Genomic DNA, 15,404 nt, shown 5'->3' with positions numbered 1-15,404 from the left:
CCCACTCCCCACTCCCCACTCAGCACTCATTCAATGTAACTTTACATTACAGACCTCAACCCTTTAAGCTGCTAGCTGATGGACTGAGGACTGATAGCTAATTATGAAACGGCGCACGTTTTTAAACAGAATTGGCTCAATACTCGCGGTATTGGGGATAACTGAAGCTGAGTGGTTGACTTTGGGAAATCACTATTACCAAGCTTTGGCACAACCGAGTCAGCGCAAATTGGCATTATTAATAGGTATTAACAAATACCCGCAAATTCCTAGCCTTAGCGGTTGTCTAACAGATGTAGAACTGCAAAAAGAACTTTTGATTTACCGCTTTGGTTTCCAAGCCTCAGATATCCTGACTTTAACTGAGGAACAAGCTAGCAGAGAATTCATTGAGGCGGCTTTTTTGGAGCATCTGGGTAAGCAAGCTAAACCTGGTGATGTGGTCGTTTTCCACTTTAGCGGCTACGGCACCCGCGTCAAATTAGAAGCATCCTTAGATGCCGTGCAAAATGCTCTAGTTCCAGCTAATGAAAGCAATACTGCACAAGATAATAAAATAGTCAACTATTTATTAGAAGAAACTCTATTGCTATTATTGCGATCGCTCCCCACAGAAAGGGTAACAGCAGTATTGGATACTAGCTATTATCCTCCTAGCACAGTCTTCGGATTAAAAATTCGCGCTCTTCAGGAGTCAGTAGAGGCAAAGCTAGCAGCAGAGGAACTCGACTTGCTCAAACAACTTAAAACTCAGAAGTTACTCAACATCCCTGTTGTCTTAGCAGCTACCTCAGACCCCAAGCAGTCGGCGAGGGAAGGACTATTTTCTGGTTTTAAAGCCGGGTTATTTACCTACGCCTTGACGCAGTATTTGTGGGAATCTACCCCAGCCACAAAAATTCAAGTCGCCGTCTCTCATGTAGAAAATTCGTTGTCCAAATTGGGTAGTAAACAGCAGCCAGCATTATTAAATAGTCAGAAAAATCAACATATAGAGAAATTAAATGTAACGTCTTTACTGCCAGACGGTTCTATTAGTGCAGAAGGCGCGGTGACAACCATTGAAGAAGACAGCAAAACAGTCCACTTGTGGTTAGGAGGACTACCGCCAGAAGTGCTGGAATACTACGGAGTTAATTCTCGACTCACCTTAGCAACCGGAGAAGAGTTAATATTGCGATCGCGTACTGGATTAACAGCAAAAGCGCAAATCTCCAAAGTTGAAAGTGCAAGTTCCCTACAAATCGGGCAACTCGTCCAAGAAGCAGTCAGGGTTTTACCTCGGAATGTTGGTTTAACAATTGCTCTTGATACTGGACTAGAAAGAATTGAGCGGGTAGATGCTACAAGTGGCTTTGCCGCCTTTACCCGTGTGTCCACCGTACTAGCAGGAGAAAAATCAGCTGATTATCTATTTGCCAAGCTACAGCCAACACCTAGTCGCTATGGTCTATTTTCTCTTGATGGCGAACTAATTCCCAATGCTGGCGGCGAAGTTGGGGAAGCGGTAAAAGTAGCAGTTCTGCGGTTAGCGCCCAAATTGTCCATCCTGCTAGCAGCCAAGTTATGGCGACTTACAGAAAATGAAGGTTCTTCCCGCTTGGCAATCAAGGCAACTTTAGAAATAATTAGTGGCATCTCCTCTCAGATGGTGATGCAACGCGAAACAGTCCGAACTCTCAAAACTGAGACTTCAACGAGCAAATCACTTCCCACTCCCCACTCAGCACTCCCCACTCAGCACTCCCCACTCAGCACTCCTACAGTACCTATTGGTAGTCGAATGCAGTATCGGGTGCAAAATCAGAGCGATCGCCCAGTATATTTAATGTTGTTAGGATTAAAAAATAATCAAACAGCAGTTGCCTTTTACCCTTGGGAACCCCTCCAAGAACCAAAAACTGCGGACACCAAGCCCTTCCTCAAAGAAATCGTCATTGCCCCAGGTGAAACCCTCACCCTCCCCCAAACTAATGCTGCTTCTGAATGGGTGATTCCAGGGCCAGGCTTCTTTTATGAACAACAACTGATTCTTAGTACTGCTCCCTTGAGCGGCACTCTCGCAGTCTTGAACACTGATAACTATCCCGCAGCCGACCAACGGCCGATTAATCCATTGTCGAATCCCTTAGACGTTGCCCAAGCCTTGCTACAAGACTTGCATAACGCCAGTGTACCCAAAACTGAGATGAATGGTACATCTGCTGACTCATATATTTTGGATGTGAATAATTGGGCAAGTCTAAGCTTTAGTTTTCAGGTTGTGTAAACACAAAATCCAGTATTTGAGTTGTGTATGTGATTATGGATTCTGGCGTTGCTGAATCATGTATTGAAATCTAAAACTCCTTATCCTCGCTACACCTGGGCGCGAGACACATTATCCCGCAATTATGCAACGCCCAAACTTGTAGCGATCGCTTATTTTGGATTACCACAGTAGTAAAAAGTACTTTAGTATCGAAATACCAAAATTAACTGGTACTTTTTTGACATAATTTGGATTTTTCTGTCGGCTTACTTTATTTATTTTAAATATTCTTAACAATATATTATGTATAATTAACCACGAAACCACAAGCACATGTTACATCTCCCTACTGCTTTTTTAGCGAGTCATCCCTCCCCCATAGTAGACATCTCCAGAAATTAAATATACGTTATCCATGCTAAAATTATTCATATAAACTTCACAAAACTAAGATGCCTACATAGGTACTAAACGAACCAATCAAGCGGCTAACCATAAAACTGCTCTAAAGCATATGAAGCCTGGGGAATTGAGTACCTCAAATACCAACAAATTTAGCGGCAGGTATTCATAACCTCACCCAAGCTCTAACTGGTTAGCAATTTAGCAGGTAGTATATGCCATATGAGCCAGAACCCTTTAGTCAGAAAAAAATTCCAGAGTCGCTTTGAGACTGTCAAATTGCTGGGAAGCGGAATATCTGGTGATACTGACTTGTTAGCATCTGATAGACGTAACAAGCGTCAGTACTCTATCGTCGGAAAAACACTTCGGAATCGCTTTGAGATTGTCAAACAGTTAGGAAGCGGAGGATCTGGTGATACCTACTTAGCCCTAGACCTAGATTTACCAGGCAAACCCCATTGTGTTGTCAAACACTTCCACCCAAAAGATCAAAATCCTGCTGTTCTACCGATCGCGAAAAGTTTATTTGATCGGGAAGCAGAAGTTTTATACCAGTTAGGCAATAACCACGACCAAATTCCTAGACTATTTGCCCATTTTGATGAAGATGGGGATTTCTATTTAGTCCAGGAATTTATTGACGGTCATGCCTTGATTCGAGAAATTGTACCAGGTCAACGTCTGAGCGAAAATGCAGTCTTAAACTTATTAAAAGACATCCTAGAAGTACTAGTCTTCGTCCATCAACACAACATTATTCATCGCGATATTAAGCCCCAAAATTTAATGCGGCGGCATTCTGATCAGAAGATTGTGTTAATTGACTTTGGCAGCATTAAAAAAATTGGTGCTTTGGGAGCTGGCTTAACAGTTGTTGTTGGAACTCCTGGTTATATGCCAAGCGAACAGGCCAAAGGAAAGCCAAAACTTTGCAGCGATATCTATGCAGTAGGGATGATTGGCATTCAAGCTTTAACAGGTTTAATACCTGAGCAACTACAAGAAGATCCCGATACCGGAGAAGTTATCTGGCGCGATAAAGCGCGGGTAAGCGATGAACTAGCAAATGTTTTAGATATAATGGTTCGCGATCGCTTTAGCCAGCGTTACCAGTCTGCCGCAGAAGCTCTACAAGCGCTTAATTTTGATCTGGCGTTGTCACAGTCCTCACAAACTGCTGAAATAGACCAAAACACTGATGATAGCTATTTGCTAACTTATAAAAACTTTATTTTGATATTGGGGATGGGTCTTGGTGCTACTACTAGCTTGATAGTAATAGTTTTAATTTATACATTTATTAATACAGGTGCATCGATTCCTAACCAACCTACTCAACTAAAAAGGTTTCTAGAAAAATTTGTTGAGTCACAGTTAACTAATGTGAATAGCCTAGTAGTAACTAAATCAATACCCAACACAATAGTTTGTAAAAGCGACTCTATCATTGCAAAGACAACAAAAGAGCAAATTGAATTTTATTACATTAAAAAGAGTTAATTATCTGTTAGTGATCATTAACTGGCTATTACAGATTTGTTTTGAATTTAAATATCTAGAGATTACTGTAGGATAAACAAAATAAACAACATTTCAAAATATGGACAATACAAATCAAAGAAAACCTTTAATTAACGGCGAAATTGCCCTCTTTCTTAGAGGTTTGATTATTGGTAAAGTGCTGACGCTTATGGTTATTGGCGGGCTGCTTTGGTGGTTACTGAAGCCGAACTTAGCGTCCCGTAGCAGCGTTGACTCTTCCTCTAATCAAAGTTTAAACACCGTTTCTAGTAATGCATCAACTTTCCAGACAGTTGCTCAGGTTCCGACTGCCTCATTCAACTACGGTGGTAGTACAGCTTGGGCATCAATCCGGCAATTGGTAGATTCTCAGATCCAAAGCGCTCGCCCTGAACTACAATTACGCTACGTAGACCCTGTTAATAGTAGCCCTGGTTCTAGCTCAGGTATTCGGATGTTGCTTGATGGGCAACTAGACTTTGCTCAGTCCTCCCGTTCCCTTACAGATGAAGAACAAGCTATTGCAAGAGAGCGAGGCTTCACCCTTGAGCAACGTCAGGTAGGTATGGATGGGATAGCAGTAGTAGTCAACCCATCACTCAAGCTATCGAGTTTAACTGTTGACCAATTGCAGAAAATTTATCTAGGACAAATTACCAACTGGGAACAAGTAGGTGGGCCAAACTTACCCATTACTCCTTTGTCCCAACGACCAGAAGACGCAGATACAGCAATATTCGCTAACAACAGCGACTTAAAAGGGCAAGCACTTGGCTCTAATGTGCAGTATGTTTACTCTACTACAGAGGCAGTGCGGCAACTCAGTAAAACCCCTGGTGGTCTGTATTACGCTTCTGCTCGTTCAGTAGTATTTCAGTGTAGTGTGAAGACTTTGCTATTGGGTCGCACTTCTGATCAGGTAATTCCCCCCTATCGTGAACCTATGGTGTCGCCTGAGCAGTGTCCACGTCAGCGCAACCAGCTAAATACTCAGGCTATCAAAAATGGTAGCTATCCCATGATCGCTAATTTGTTTGTGATTATTAAGCAGAATAAAGGTCGGGAACAGCAAATTGGGGATGCCTATGCCAAACTTTTATTAACTGACCAAGGGCAAAGGGCAATTGAGCAAGCTGGTTTCGTCGGGATTCGCTAGGAGATTTGGATGACGATGCCGATTAAATAATTCGTAATTCTCCACTAATAAATTCAGGGACAGAGCAACTGAATTTATTAATGGAGAAAAAACATGCTATTAATATTTTTTAAACTTCCAAATTTATTTATGGGATAATTATGAACTATTCATTATCGATATAACTTATAAGTACCTGTCAGAATTAATTACATATTATAAGGTCATTGCGAGGCTTCCGACGCAATGCCAAACGCCTGCGATTGCAAGTCTTAGAGACGCTACGCGAACATTCCGCTTTGCTTCATTCGCAATGACATTGTGCAACTAATTTTGTCCACCTACTTATGATCACATCCCCGACTTCTTCAAGGAGTCATATCATGTTCGGCTTAATACTTATGTCATTGCGAGGGTCGCGCGGCAATCCCAAAGCCTTGCGATTGCTTCATTCCACTTCGTTACATTCGCAATGACATATCGTAAGTGATTTGCCGAACTTGATATCAGAGATTATAGAGAAAACGATCGCACTTTCTATGACACGATTATTTGGTGCGATCGCACGGCAGAGCATAGCCAAGATGAATTAACCTAAATACGGAAGCACGAAGTACTCGCAACTAGGCACACAGGTACAAAGCCCTAATATCAGATAATGTATAAGTTCTGTGATCTATCTAAGGAATTTAGCTCAATAAGTGCTAATCATCCAGTATAGTTTTGCATGGGTTTTCAGCAGCTACAAGGCTGCTACCTTCAACCTTGTTCAACACCGTAATTTAGTACATCACAGACGCAAAAAATGAAAGATCGGGGTTTTCACATTTCTTCAGCGAAAATTTTTCGCCTTTTTTCTAGCAGTCATCTCAAATATAATTTACGCGTGGGAGCCGGACTAACAGCAATGCTTGTTGTTTCTGGTGGGTCAATGCTACTACCTGGTGAGGTCAATGCTGGTGCTACTCACACAGCAGGTATCGTCCCAACTTTGATAGCGCAAGCTCCCGCAACGGCAACAGTTATTTACGTTAATCCAGCAACTGGTACAGACAATCCTGGTACTGGTACAACGTCAGCCGCACCTTACAAAACCATCAGCTTCGCTCTCAGTCAAGCTCAATCAGGTGCAGTTATTCAATTAGCACCTGGGAATTATAACCAGGAAAGTGGCGAAAGCTTCCCCCTCTTGCTTAAACCAGGGGTGACACTGCGGGGTGATGAAGCTAGTAAAGGTCAGGCGATATTGATTACAGGTGGAGGTTTCTACAATACTCGCTCCTTTGCCAGACAGGATATTACCATCCTTGCCGAGCAAGATACCATGATCGCTGGTGTCAGCGTTACCAACCCAAATAGCCGGGGTACAGGTGTGTGGGTGGAGTCAACTAATCCCATTATCAAAAACAGTACTTTTAGTAACAGTGTCAGAGAGGGCGTTTTTGTCGCAGGTACAGGCAATCCCAAAATTGAAAATAACCTCTTTGTGCAAAATAGAGGCAACGGGATTTCAGTTACTAAATCTGCCCAAGGAGAAATCCGGGGTAACTTATTTCAGGATACTGGTTTTGGTTTAGCGATCGGTGGCACTTCCACACCTCTAATTGTGGAAAACCAAATCGTCGAAAACCAAGATGGTCTTTTTATCTCAGAGTCAGCAAAGCCCGTATTGCGTAAGAATGTCATCCAAAACAATAAGCGGGATGGAATAATAGCAACTGTTAATGCTTTACCCGATCTTGGCACTAACGAAAGTCCTGGTGGCAATCTCATCCGCAATAACACTCGTTATGACTTGAACAATGCCACTAAAACCGGTAAAATTCTCGCTGTTGGCAACGATATTGATCAGAAACGGATTCTTGGCTCAGTAGATTTTGTGGCCGCAACTGTTGACGTACCCCCTGGAGGGGCTGTCGCCTTTAAGGATGTACCAACAGGATACTGGGCAAAAGTCTACATCGAAGCCTTAGCTTCTCAAAATATTATTGCTGGCTTTCCTGATGGCAGCTTTAAACCTAATGAACCTGTGACCCGCGCTCAATTTGCCACTATTATCACTAAAGCTCTAACACCACCAGTTAAACGCGCAGGTATTAAGTTTAAGGATGTAGCAAGCAATTTCTGGGCTTATGCTGCAATTCAATCTGCCTACCAGAGTCAATTTGTCTCTGGTTATCCTGATGGTAGTTTTAAACCACAACAGCAAATTCCGAGAGTGCAGGCGTTAGTGGCTTTAGCAAATGGTTTGGGCTTAACTGCCAATAACCAGAATGTTCTTTCCTTTTACACCGATGCTGCCCAGATTCCTAATTATGCGATCGCTCCTGTTGCTGCTGCAACTACACGGCAATTAGTAATCAATTATCCTACAGCTAAACAACTCAATCCTAATCGTCAGGCGACTAGAGCCGAAGTTGCCGCTTTTGTTTACCAAGCACTCGTCAATGCTGGACGTGCTCAACCAATTCCTTCATCCTATTTAGTAACAGTTCAATGAAGAGTGCTGAGTCCTGAGTTGAAAGTGCTATTAGCGGATAGCTATGGTTTAGCCCGTGCTGAGTCAATACGGTTCGGATAAGATCCCCCCGCCTGTGGCGACCCCCTTAAAAAGGGGGTACAAGAGTTTTTCGCCCCCCTTTTTTAAGGGGGGTTGGGGGGATCTTCGAGGAATAAACATATTAACCAAACCGTATTGCGTGCTGAGTATGTAAACCCTGAGTTGGTAAATTGAAAGCGCCAGACTAACAAATTACCAGTCTGGCGCTTCCAGTATTAGACTTATCTGCAAAACAGAAAGCCAAGTTTTACCACTCAACTAACTTTCAACGGAGAGGGGGAGATTCGAACTCCCGGAACCTTTCGGTTCATCCGATTTCAAGTCGGACGCGATCGACCACTCTGCCACCTCTCCAATAAACTGTCTAGCTTGTGCCTACTATGTATTTGTCGAGTAGTGCAAAAGCTGACAGATCATACTATATCTTATCATCTACACAGTTTGCACTACTGGATGCGAATGTCTACGATACACTAGGCGATCGCTCATACAAAATTTCCTCTGATGCCACATTGAAGTCATTACCTACCCAAACTAGGGAAATTTGCGAAACCACACCCGCCTCTAGGGAGACAATAGAAAAGTTACGCAGTTTCTCGCTGCCATTTTCCACAATCCTGGGTACACTGGCTGCATTCAAGTAAATTATCCCCTCTGGACTTCTAAAGACGGGCTTTCGTAGCACCTTTTTGGTATGGCGGAGAGTTCGGTGCATGTGACCAAATGTTACCAAAGGAATGGTTTTACCAGCAGTTAGAGCCTGAGAAATCGCCTCGCCAAAATCTGGATCGCCAAAGTCGCCGCCAATTGGATGCCAGTCTTTGCCACAGGGGTCTTCTGGGCGATCGCCTAACCCACTAGGGCCATTGTGACCCAAAAATATAATCGTCTCATAAGCGGCGCTTTTTACCGCTTTGACGATGCGATCGGCAGATTCTTCCAGACTCGTCACACCGTAACGTTCGTGACAGATTTCCGCATATTTCCACTCTGGGCCACCCCAGGTAAAAGGACGACCCCCCACTACAGTTAAATTCCCAGACGGAAAATCCAGCTTCCCGTAACCGACATGGGACGACCCTAATAAATCGAGCTGTTTCTGTACCCAGTCTTCCTTGGAGCGGTCATAAGGAGCCTTTTTGCGTCCCCATTCGGTGGCAGTGTACCAGGCATCGTGGTTGCCCATTACTGCTGCTTTGGGAATGTCGAGAGAAGCGATCGCTCTGACTACTTCCACCGACTCGTTGCCAAAATCCCCCACGAACAGCACTAGGTCAACACCCAGATGCTTGAGTGCAACACCATCTTCTACTTCCCATTGGTCGTGAACATCTCCAACTACAGCAATTTTGAGGGTTATTATCGATTGAGTTTTCTGACTGGTCATGCCACTTTCCTTGCCGTCTATCTACCAGGATAGGAAACTCAGCCCGATTTGGACATAATCTCAAGATATCAACTGTCCACTATTTTTGGTAAAAACTACTATAATTAATTCCACAGGACAAAAATTTGCAAATTAGAGCAACCCCTAATTGTGTTTACCACTGCACTAGCTCAACGAGACAAAACCCAACCAGGTGGCCTACCACTAGATTTATTTGCTGCCATTGAGAGCCTCAAAAAAGAACTTAATGCAGTGATTCTGGCGCATTACTATCAAGAGCCAGATATTCAGGATATTGCAGACTTTATTGGGGATTCATTACAATTGGCCAAAGCCGCAGAAAAGACCAATGCGGATGTGATCGTCTTTGCTGGTGTTCACTTCATGGCAGAGACAGCAAAGATACTTAATCCCGATAAATTAGTACTTTTACCAGATTTGAATGCTGGTTGTTCTTTAGCAGACAGTTGTCCCCCAGAGGCGTTTGCAGCTTTTAAAGCAGCGCATCCGAATCATTTAGTAGTGTCTTACATCAACTGCTCTGCTGAGATTAAGGCGATGAGCGATATTATTTGTACTAGTTCCAACGCTGTGAAAATTGTACAGCAGATACCGAAGGAACAGCCAATTATTTTTGCCCCAGATCGGAATTTGGGGCGGTATGTCATGGAGCAAAGTGGACGAGATTTGGTGCTGTGGCAAGGTAGCTGTGTTGTCCATGAAACCTTTTCGGAAAAGAAAATTGTCCAGCTAAAAATTGCCCACCCAGAAGCAGAGGCGATCGCCCACCCAGAATGTGAAAGTAATGTACTGCGCCACGCCAGCTTTATTGGCTCCACAGCAGCCTTACTCAAATATTGTCAAAATAGTCCAGCCAAAGAATTTATCGTTGCTACGGAGTCTGGGATCATTCACCAAATGCAAAAACTAGCTCCTGACAAGCTTTTTATTCCTGCCCCACCGATGAATAACTGCGCTTGCAACGAATGTCCGTTTATGCGGTTAAACACCCTAGAAAAGCTCTACTGGGCAATGAAAAATCGCACTCCCGAAATTACCATGTCAGAAGATATCCGCCTTGCTGCACTGCTACCAATGCAACGAATGCTGGAGATGAGTGTGTAGTTAGTATTTTTTATCCATTATGGTAGAGACGCGGTTTTGTTGCGTTTCTACCAACCATTTATTTTTTATAAACACTTGCAATTTATAAAAGATGATGCTAATATTTAAAATCGTGAGACAAATTGGGTCGGTGTCCGAGTGGTTAATGGAGACGGACTGTAAATCCGTTGGCTAGCGCCTACGCTGGTTCAAATCCAGCCCGGCCCACCACTTACGAAGTTATAAGTTATAATAGCTGGGTAAAGTGCAAAGCTCCCAGCATTGTAACTTACAACTAAAAAATCTAAAGTTACATTTTGCCCGTGTGGCTCAGTGGTAGAGCACACCCTTGGTAAGGGTGAGGTCACGAGTTCAATCCTCGTCACGGGCTTTTTGCGTTAAAAGGGTAGACACAATTCTTAAACTGTTGCTGTCTAACGACAACCCAAACTATCTCGCGTTGACACACCTGTAACCGAATTTACACCATCGGCGCGAAACGCGATCGCATATCTTTGACCTCTTCTTTACCACAAAAGCACTAGGTAAAGGTATAGGCTTAAAATTATTCATCAGTTATCAATTTGAAGCGAGGAAACTTTTGATTATTTTAACTATTTCTTGTTTCTCTTGAAACCCAGAACTATAGAACCCAGAATTACCAGAATTATAGGAACCAATCAAAAGTATGCTTTCACCAGATTCTAAAATTAAGGTAACTCGATGATCTGTGCTATCTTCGCCAGAATTAAAACTTTCAACTTTAATATCAACAATTTCATTCAACGAATACACCAAAACTACTTTTCCCAATTTCCCAAACCATTTATAGCGGCTGATACTTAAGCTATTTGACTCTTTATCAAAATTACAGTCGAGAAATGAACCTGACGCTATAATTAATAAACCTAATAATAGCCAAAATAGGGGTATGCCAATTGCAGCGTAGCCTGCTAAAGTATAATCTTGCTTAACTACTAAATTTTTCTCTAAAGGTTGTGCTAAGAAATTATTAATTTTTAAAATTATTAACTCTGCTTCTTCTGAAAAATAATCACTGTAAGCAATTCGTGTAAATGGAATACTTTCTGTATTAGTTAATAACTGAACTCGATATGTATATAATATTTTTCCGTCTTTATCAGTTTTAGTTTGTTTTTCTAAACGACTTCCAATTAATCCAGAAATTTGTTTTTGGCTTTTTTGACGATCAAACAAATCAAATTCTATCAGTTGACATATAACTTGTGATGAGTTTTGCTCAATACTTGAAGCTTTTAAATTTTGCGTAACATGGTCACAATTAAGTTGTGTGACAGGTATAAACATAAAAATAGCATATAAATAAATTATCCCTATTTGTCCAATAAAGAACCCAATAAATCTAAGTAATTTCGGTTGAACAATACACTTAAGCTGATTTTGTGTTTGCTCATAAATTTGTATATTTTTATCTCTGACCAAATCCCAAATTAAAATCAAATCGATAGCGAATAATACATAGTTTAATAAATAATTTGTATTTTCCATTTTTTCGTAAAAATGTTTCTGTTTTTAAGCTCAACACCGAGATTCTTTACCTACAACCCAAACTATCTCGCGTTGACACACCTGTAACCGAATTTACACCATCGGCGCGATCGCACAATAGCGACACTTGATAGCGGTCAATTAAAGCATCTGTAAAATCAGCGCCAGTGATATCAGCATCGTAAAAGCGGCTACTCGTCAAAATTGCTTCTGTAAAAATGGCATTTTTCAGGTTAGCACTATCCATAGTCACGCGATCAACTAAAGCGCCGCTCAAGTTCGCGCCTTCGAGATTTGCTTTTAATAAAACTCCCTTAGTGAGAATTGCGTTGGTTAAATTCGCTCCTTGGAAATTCGCACCCCGCATTTCTGCTGCTACAAAAGTCACACCTGCCAAATCAGCATTAGAAAAGTCACGATTTTCTAAATTTATATTGTTGTAATTGATAGTGTTTATTTGAGCAAAAGCCGGTTTGGGATTAAGTATTATCCACCCAAAGGCTAGTAGCAAAATTACAATCAAACCCAAAAAGCGCAGTAAAATCTTTTTCATAACTTTATTATTTGATTTGTCATTAGTCCTATCTTACAAAGTTCTGAGCAGAGGAAACCTCCGCTCAGACTTTGCGCTTTGTCATTTAACCAATGACCAATGACTAATGACTCTTACCTATTTCCAATCTTTACCAATGCGGATTGTGAGGTCAGATTCTAAATCACCAATCGCCGACACCTCGATTTGACCCAAGCCTAAGACTTTTTGCAAATCAACTCCAACTCGTCGGTTGCCTTTTTGGACAACAATCTGAGTTTGACGTTGGGTATCTGGCCAATCAGGCACTTTGTAAATATTAGTAAAGCCTTTTTGTTTGAGATAAGCAATAACTTTTTCAGTTAACTGAGGTTGATTGGAAGCATTTTGAATAGCAATTTTGAGGTTAGGAACCCGGCGCATATCTGACTTCAGACCAGGTACATTTACCCCAACATAATCATTCAACAGGCTCTGTTGTCCAGTCATGTTCAGCCAATAGCTATTAGGGTCTTGGCTAAAACGGCTAAACGTACCTGGTAACATGGTCATTTGGAAATTATCTCGATCCAAGTTGAGACCGAAGTTCACCAACGCCATCATTTCTTCCATCTTCAGGTTGGTATCAAAGTATTTTCGCATCAGGCGAGTTAATTGAGGCAACCTGGGTAAGATTGTGGGACTTTTAAGGCGTTGCAGCAACGCTGCTGTTAGTGCTTGCTGACGCTGCACTCTTGGCAAATCTCCCAAACCTGGTTCGCGGAATCGGACAAACTGTTCTGCTTGTTCGCCGTTGAGGGTTTGCCAGCCGCTAACTAAATTAATCGACAGCCGACTGCTGGAGTCTTTATATTCCATTGATTGGGGAACAAATACCTCTACTCCGCCTAACTGATCGACTAACTGCCGTAAACCACTAGTAGAAATACGGATATAACGATCGATTGGGGCATTGTTTAAGGTACGACTAACTACCCGTGCTGCCAAGACTGGGCCGCCTTTGGCATTGGCATCAGATACCTTAGTTAATCCCTTTTCTCCCTTTTCTGGGATGGCGATCATCGTATCTCTGGGAATGGAAAGTACTCGCACAGATTTTTCACTAGGGTTGAGCCGTGCCAGCACCATAGTGTCGCTTTTCCCTGCAAAACTTTCTGGTGAACCATCAACAGTGTCGCTGACTGGTTCAATCCCCATAATTAAGATATTCATCGGTCGTGAAAGCTGGTATTGTGAGAGTTTGCTCCATAACTCCCCTGGTAGTGGAATTTTTTGCTCACCTTTACCAGCAGTTCCTAAATCTTCATCTGTTCGATCTAAATTGCTCCACAACGGAGTCCAAAGCGCTAATGTTGACACTAGCAGCCCAGATAAGATGATGCCGATGACAACTGTCATTATCCACAACAGCCATCGAGGTATGGTTAAGCCCAGTCTCTCAGAAAGCTGATTGGGAATCGCGCCCACAGATTCGACGACGCTACGGTTCGGATTCACTGGCTGGTTTAGTTCTACATTCTCCTCCTCTAAGTCTGCTACGGGTGCAGGTGTTACTTGATTTTCCGTTCGTTGAAGTTGCTGCGATCGCACCTCATTTTGAAATTCTGCTACTTGTTGCGACGTCACCGGATTTTCCGACCATTCGATTTGTTTTATCACAATTATTTCCCCACTCAACCACTCCCTAAAAGTTATGTTAATCCAAGCTACAAATATTGCCAGTGGAAAAGCTCACTGTAAACTTGTAATGTTCTTCGGTAAGCGTGTATGACAACATGAATACTTTATTGTTCCCCGTAATCCTTGCTGGTGGTAAAGGTGAGCGTTTTTGGCCTCTGAGTCGCAAAGACCGACCGAAGCAATTTTTAAGTCTTGATGGCAGTTCTAGAAGCCTATTACAAGCAACCGCCGATCGATTGCTAGCACTCGGTGGCGATTGGGATTCCTTGTGGGTGATCACTTCTAGTCAGATAGCTGAAGGGGTACGACAACAATTACCTGATCTACCAGTTCAAAACTTACTGATCGAGTCAGAAGGAAGAGACACCGCCGCCGCCGTTGCTTGGACAAGTTTAGAAATCAAACAGCGCTATGGAGAAGACGCTATTATTGGCTTTTTCCCTGCTGACCACTGGATTGCTGACCAAAAAGCGTTTGCACACACATTAAGCGCGGCTACGCAACTGGCAGCAAGCACAGCAGCGATCGTTACACTGGGGATCAAGCCTACTTTTCCATCAATCGGTTACGGCTACATTGAACAAGGTGAAAAAATAGGTAGCTTTAATGAGTTGCCAGCTTATCACGTCAACCGTTTTACTGAAAAGCCCAACCGTGAAACGGCAGAGACTTTTTTATCTACGGGACGCTTTAGCTGGAATAGTGGAATGTTCGTTTTTCGGGCAGGGGTTGTTCTCAAGGAACTACATACCCATGCTCCAGAAATTATCGAACCTTTAGAGCAACATGGTCCTGATATCTATCCCCAGTTGCCTAAGAAGAGTATAGACTATGCGCTAATGGAAAAGACAACTTTAGCATACGTTTTGCCAGTTGATTTTGGTTGGGATGATTTAGGAGATTGGAATGCGATCGAACGCTTACTGAAGACAGAGGAGACTCCCAATGTGGAACTCGCTACCCACGTAGGGCTGGATACGCATGGGTCGATCATTTATGCCTCAAATCCAGAGGATGTAGTTGTTACTATTGGTTTAGAGGATGTGGTGATTGTGCGCGATCGCAATGTCACCTTAGTTGTCAAAAAAGAACGTACCCAGGAAATCAAGCAGATCCTCAAAATTCTCCAAAGCGATTCCCGATTCACCAACCTGCTATAAAAGTTAAAACCCTTGGCAGAGGCTAAAAAGTCTATTTTCCCATTATAACTTGACTGTCGAAAAGCAGAGCATTGGGCAATTCAATTTTGGATTTTGGATTTACGATTTTGGATTAAATTTCAATCTAAAATCTAAAATC

11 protein-coding genes and 3 tRNA genes are annotated in these 15,404 nt (G+C 42.4%); 9 read left to right on the top strand and 5 right to left on the bottom strand.

The window, feature by feature from the left end; genetic code table 11:
* Positions 1-103 precede the first annotated feature (103 nt).
* From F8S12_RS12695 to F8S12_RS12680, 5 genes are all read left to right on the top strand, one after another.
* Positions 104-2,269 (top strand): caspase family protein, encoded by a 2,166-nt coding sequence (locus tag F8S12_RS12695; protein ID WP_196516635.1) that lies wholly within the window; start codon positions 104-106, stop codon positions 2,267-2,269.
* A 48-nt stretch (positions 2,270-2,317) separates the two neighbouring features.
* Positions 2,318-2,443, top strand: coding sequence for a hypothetical protein (locus F8S12_RS41630; RefSeq protein ID WP_269144807.1), 126 nt, complete (start codon positions 2,318-2,320; stop codon positions 2,441-2,443).
* Positions 2,444-2,875: 432 nt separating this feature from the next.
* Positions 2,876-4,156: a serine/threonine-protein kinase gene (locus F8S12_RS12690; RefSeq protein WP_196516634.1), complete on the top strand. Its 1,281-nt coding sequence runs from the start codon at positions 2,876-2,878 to the stop codon at positions 4,154-4,156.
* A gap of 100 nt (positions 4,157-4,256) precedes the next feature.
* A complete protein-coding gene (locus F8S12_RS12685; protein ID WP_196516633.1) occupies positions 4,257-5,333 on the top strand; it encodes a PstS family phosphate ABC transporter substrate-binding protein in 1,077 nt (358 codons plus the stop codon).
* Between the two features lie 784 nt (positions 5,334-6,117).
* Complete coding sequence (locus F8S12_RS12680; RefSeq protein WP_196516632.1) at positions 6,118-7,812, top strand: DUF1565 domain-containing protein; 1,695 nt, start codon at positions 6,118-6,120, stop codon at positions 7,810-7,812.
* 329 nt (positions 7,813-8,141) lie between these two features.
* Here the strand turns inward: F8S12_RS12680 and F8S12_RS12675 are convergent.
* Both F8S12_RS12675 and F8S12_RS12670 read right to left on the bottom strand, forming a co-directional pair.
* Positions 8,142-8,226: transfer RNA gene (locus F8S12_RS12675), tRNA-Ser, on the bottom strand.
* Between the two features lie 109 nt (positions 8,227-8,335).
* Positions 8,336-9,259, bottom strand: a complete 924-nt coding sequence (locus F8S12_RS12670) for a TIGR04168 family protein (protein ID WP_196516631.1) — start codon at positions 9,257-9,259, stop codon at positions 8,336-8,338.
* A 150-nt stretch (positions 9,260-9,409) separates the two neighbouring features.
* Here F8S12_RS12670 and nadA point away from each other — a divergent pair, with 150 nt between their 5' ends.
* From nadA to F8S12_RS12655, 3 genes are all read left to right on the top strand, one after another.
* A complete protein-coding gene (gene nadA, locus F8S12_RS12665) occupies positions 9,410-10,384 on the top strand; it encodes a quinolinate synthase NadA (protein ID WP_196516630.1) in 975 nt (324 codons plus the stop codon).
* A gap of 124 nt (positions 10,385-10,508) precedes the next feature.
* Positions 10,509-10,594: transfer RNA gene (locus tag F8S12_RS12660), tRNA-Tyr, on the top strand.
* 88 nt (positions 10,595-10,682) lie between these two features.
* Positions 10,683-10,754, top strand: a tRNA-Thr gene (locus F8S12_RS12655).
* A 188-nt stretch (positions 10,755-10,942) separates the two neighbouring features.
* Here F8S12_RS12655 and F8S12_RS12650 read toward each other — a convergent pair.
* From F8S12_RS12650 to F8S12_RS12640, 3 genes are all read right to left on the bottom strand, one after another.
* On the bottom strand, positions 10,943-11,893 hold the full coding sequence (locus tag F8S12_RS12650) for a hypothetical protein (protein WP_196516629.1): 951 nt from the start codon (positions 11,891-11,893) through the stop codon (positions 10,943-10,945).
* A 46-nt stretch (positions 11,894-11,939) separates the two neighbouring features.
* The gene (locus F8S12_RS12645; protein WP_196516628.1) at positions 11,940-12,446 is read right to left on the bottom strand and encodes a pentapeptide repeat-containing protein; all 507 of its coding nucleotides are present in this window, start codon (positions 12,444-12,446) and stop codon (positions 11,940-11,942) included.
* A 117-nt stretch (positions 12,447-12,563) separates the two neighbouring features.
* Positions 12,564-14,084, bottom strand: a complete 1,521-nt coding sequence (locus F8S12_RS12640) for an LCP family protein (protein WP_196516627.1) — start codon at positions 14,082-14,084, stop codon at positions 12,564-12,566.
* A gap of 116 nt (positions 14,085-14,200) precedes the next feature.
* Between F8S12_RS12640 and F8S12_RS12635 the strand changes: the two genes are divergently transcribed.
* Positions 14,201-15,265, top strand: coding sequence for a mannose-1-phosphate guanylyltransferase (locus F8S12_RS12635; protein WP_196516626.1), 1,065 nt, complete (start codon positions 14,201-14,203; stop codon positions 15,263-15,265).
* The last annotated feature ends 139 nt before the right edge of the window (positions 15,266-15,404 follow it).

Source organism: Nostoc sp. WHI, from assembly GCF_015714725.1.
Lineage (GTDB): Bacteria > Cyanobacteriota > Cyanobacteriia > Cyanobacteriales > Nostocaceae > Nostoc.
This window is presented reverse-complemented; position numbering and strand designations above follow the sequence as displayed.

Excerpts from the sequence above, each read along its gene's own strand:
- F8S12_RS12695 (WP_196516635.1), top strand. The coding sequence starts at position 104 with ATGAAACGGCGCACGTTTTTAAACAGAATTGGCTCAATACTCGCGGTA.
- F8S12_RS12635 (WP_196516626.1), top strand. The coding sequence starts at position 14,201 with ATGAATACTTTATTGTTCCCCGTAATCCTTGCTGGTGGTAAAGGTGAG.
- F8S12_RS12680 (WP_196516632.1), top strand. The coding sequence starts at position 6,118 with ATGAAAGATCGGGGTTTTCACATTTCTTCAGCGAAAATTTTTCGCCTT.
- F8S12_RS12685 (WP_196516633.1), top strand. The coding sequence starts at position 4,257 with ATGGACAATACAAATCAAAGAAAACCTTTAATTAACGGCGAAATTGCC.
- F8S12_RS12690 (WP_196516634.1), top strand. The coding sequence starts at position 2,876 with ATGAGCCAGAACCCTTTAGTCAGAAAAAAATTCCAGAGTCGCTTTGAG.
- F8S12_RS12650 (WP_196516629.1), bottom strand. The coding sequence starts at position 11,893 with ATGGAAAATACAAATTATTTATTAAACTATGTATTATTCGCTATCGAT.
- F8S12_RS12670 (WP_196516631.1), bottom strand. The coding sequence starts at position 9,259 with ATGACCAGTCAGAAAACTCAATCGATAATAACCCTCAAAATTGCTGTA.
- F8S12_RS12645 (WP_196516628.1), bottom strand. The coding sequence starts at position 12,446 with ATGAAAAAGATTTTACTGCGCTTTTTGGGTTTGATTGTAATTTTGCTA.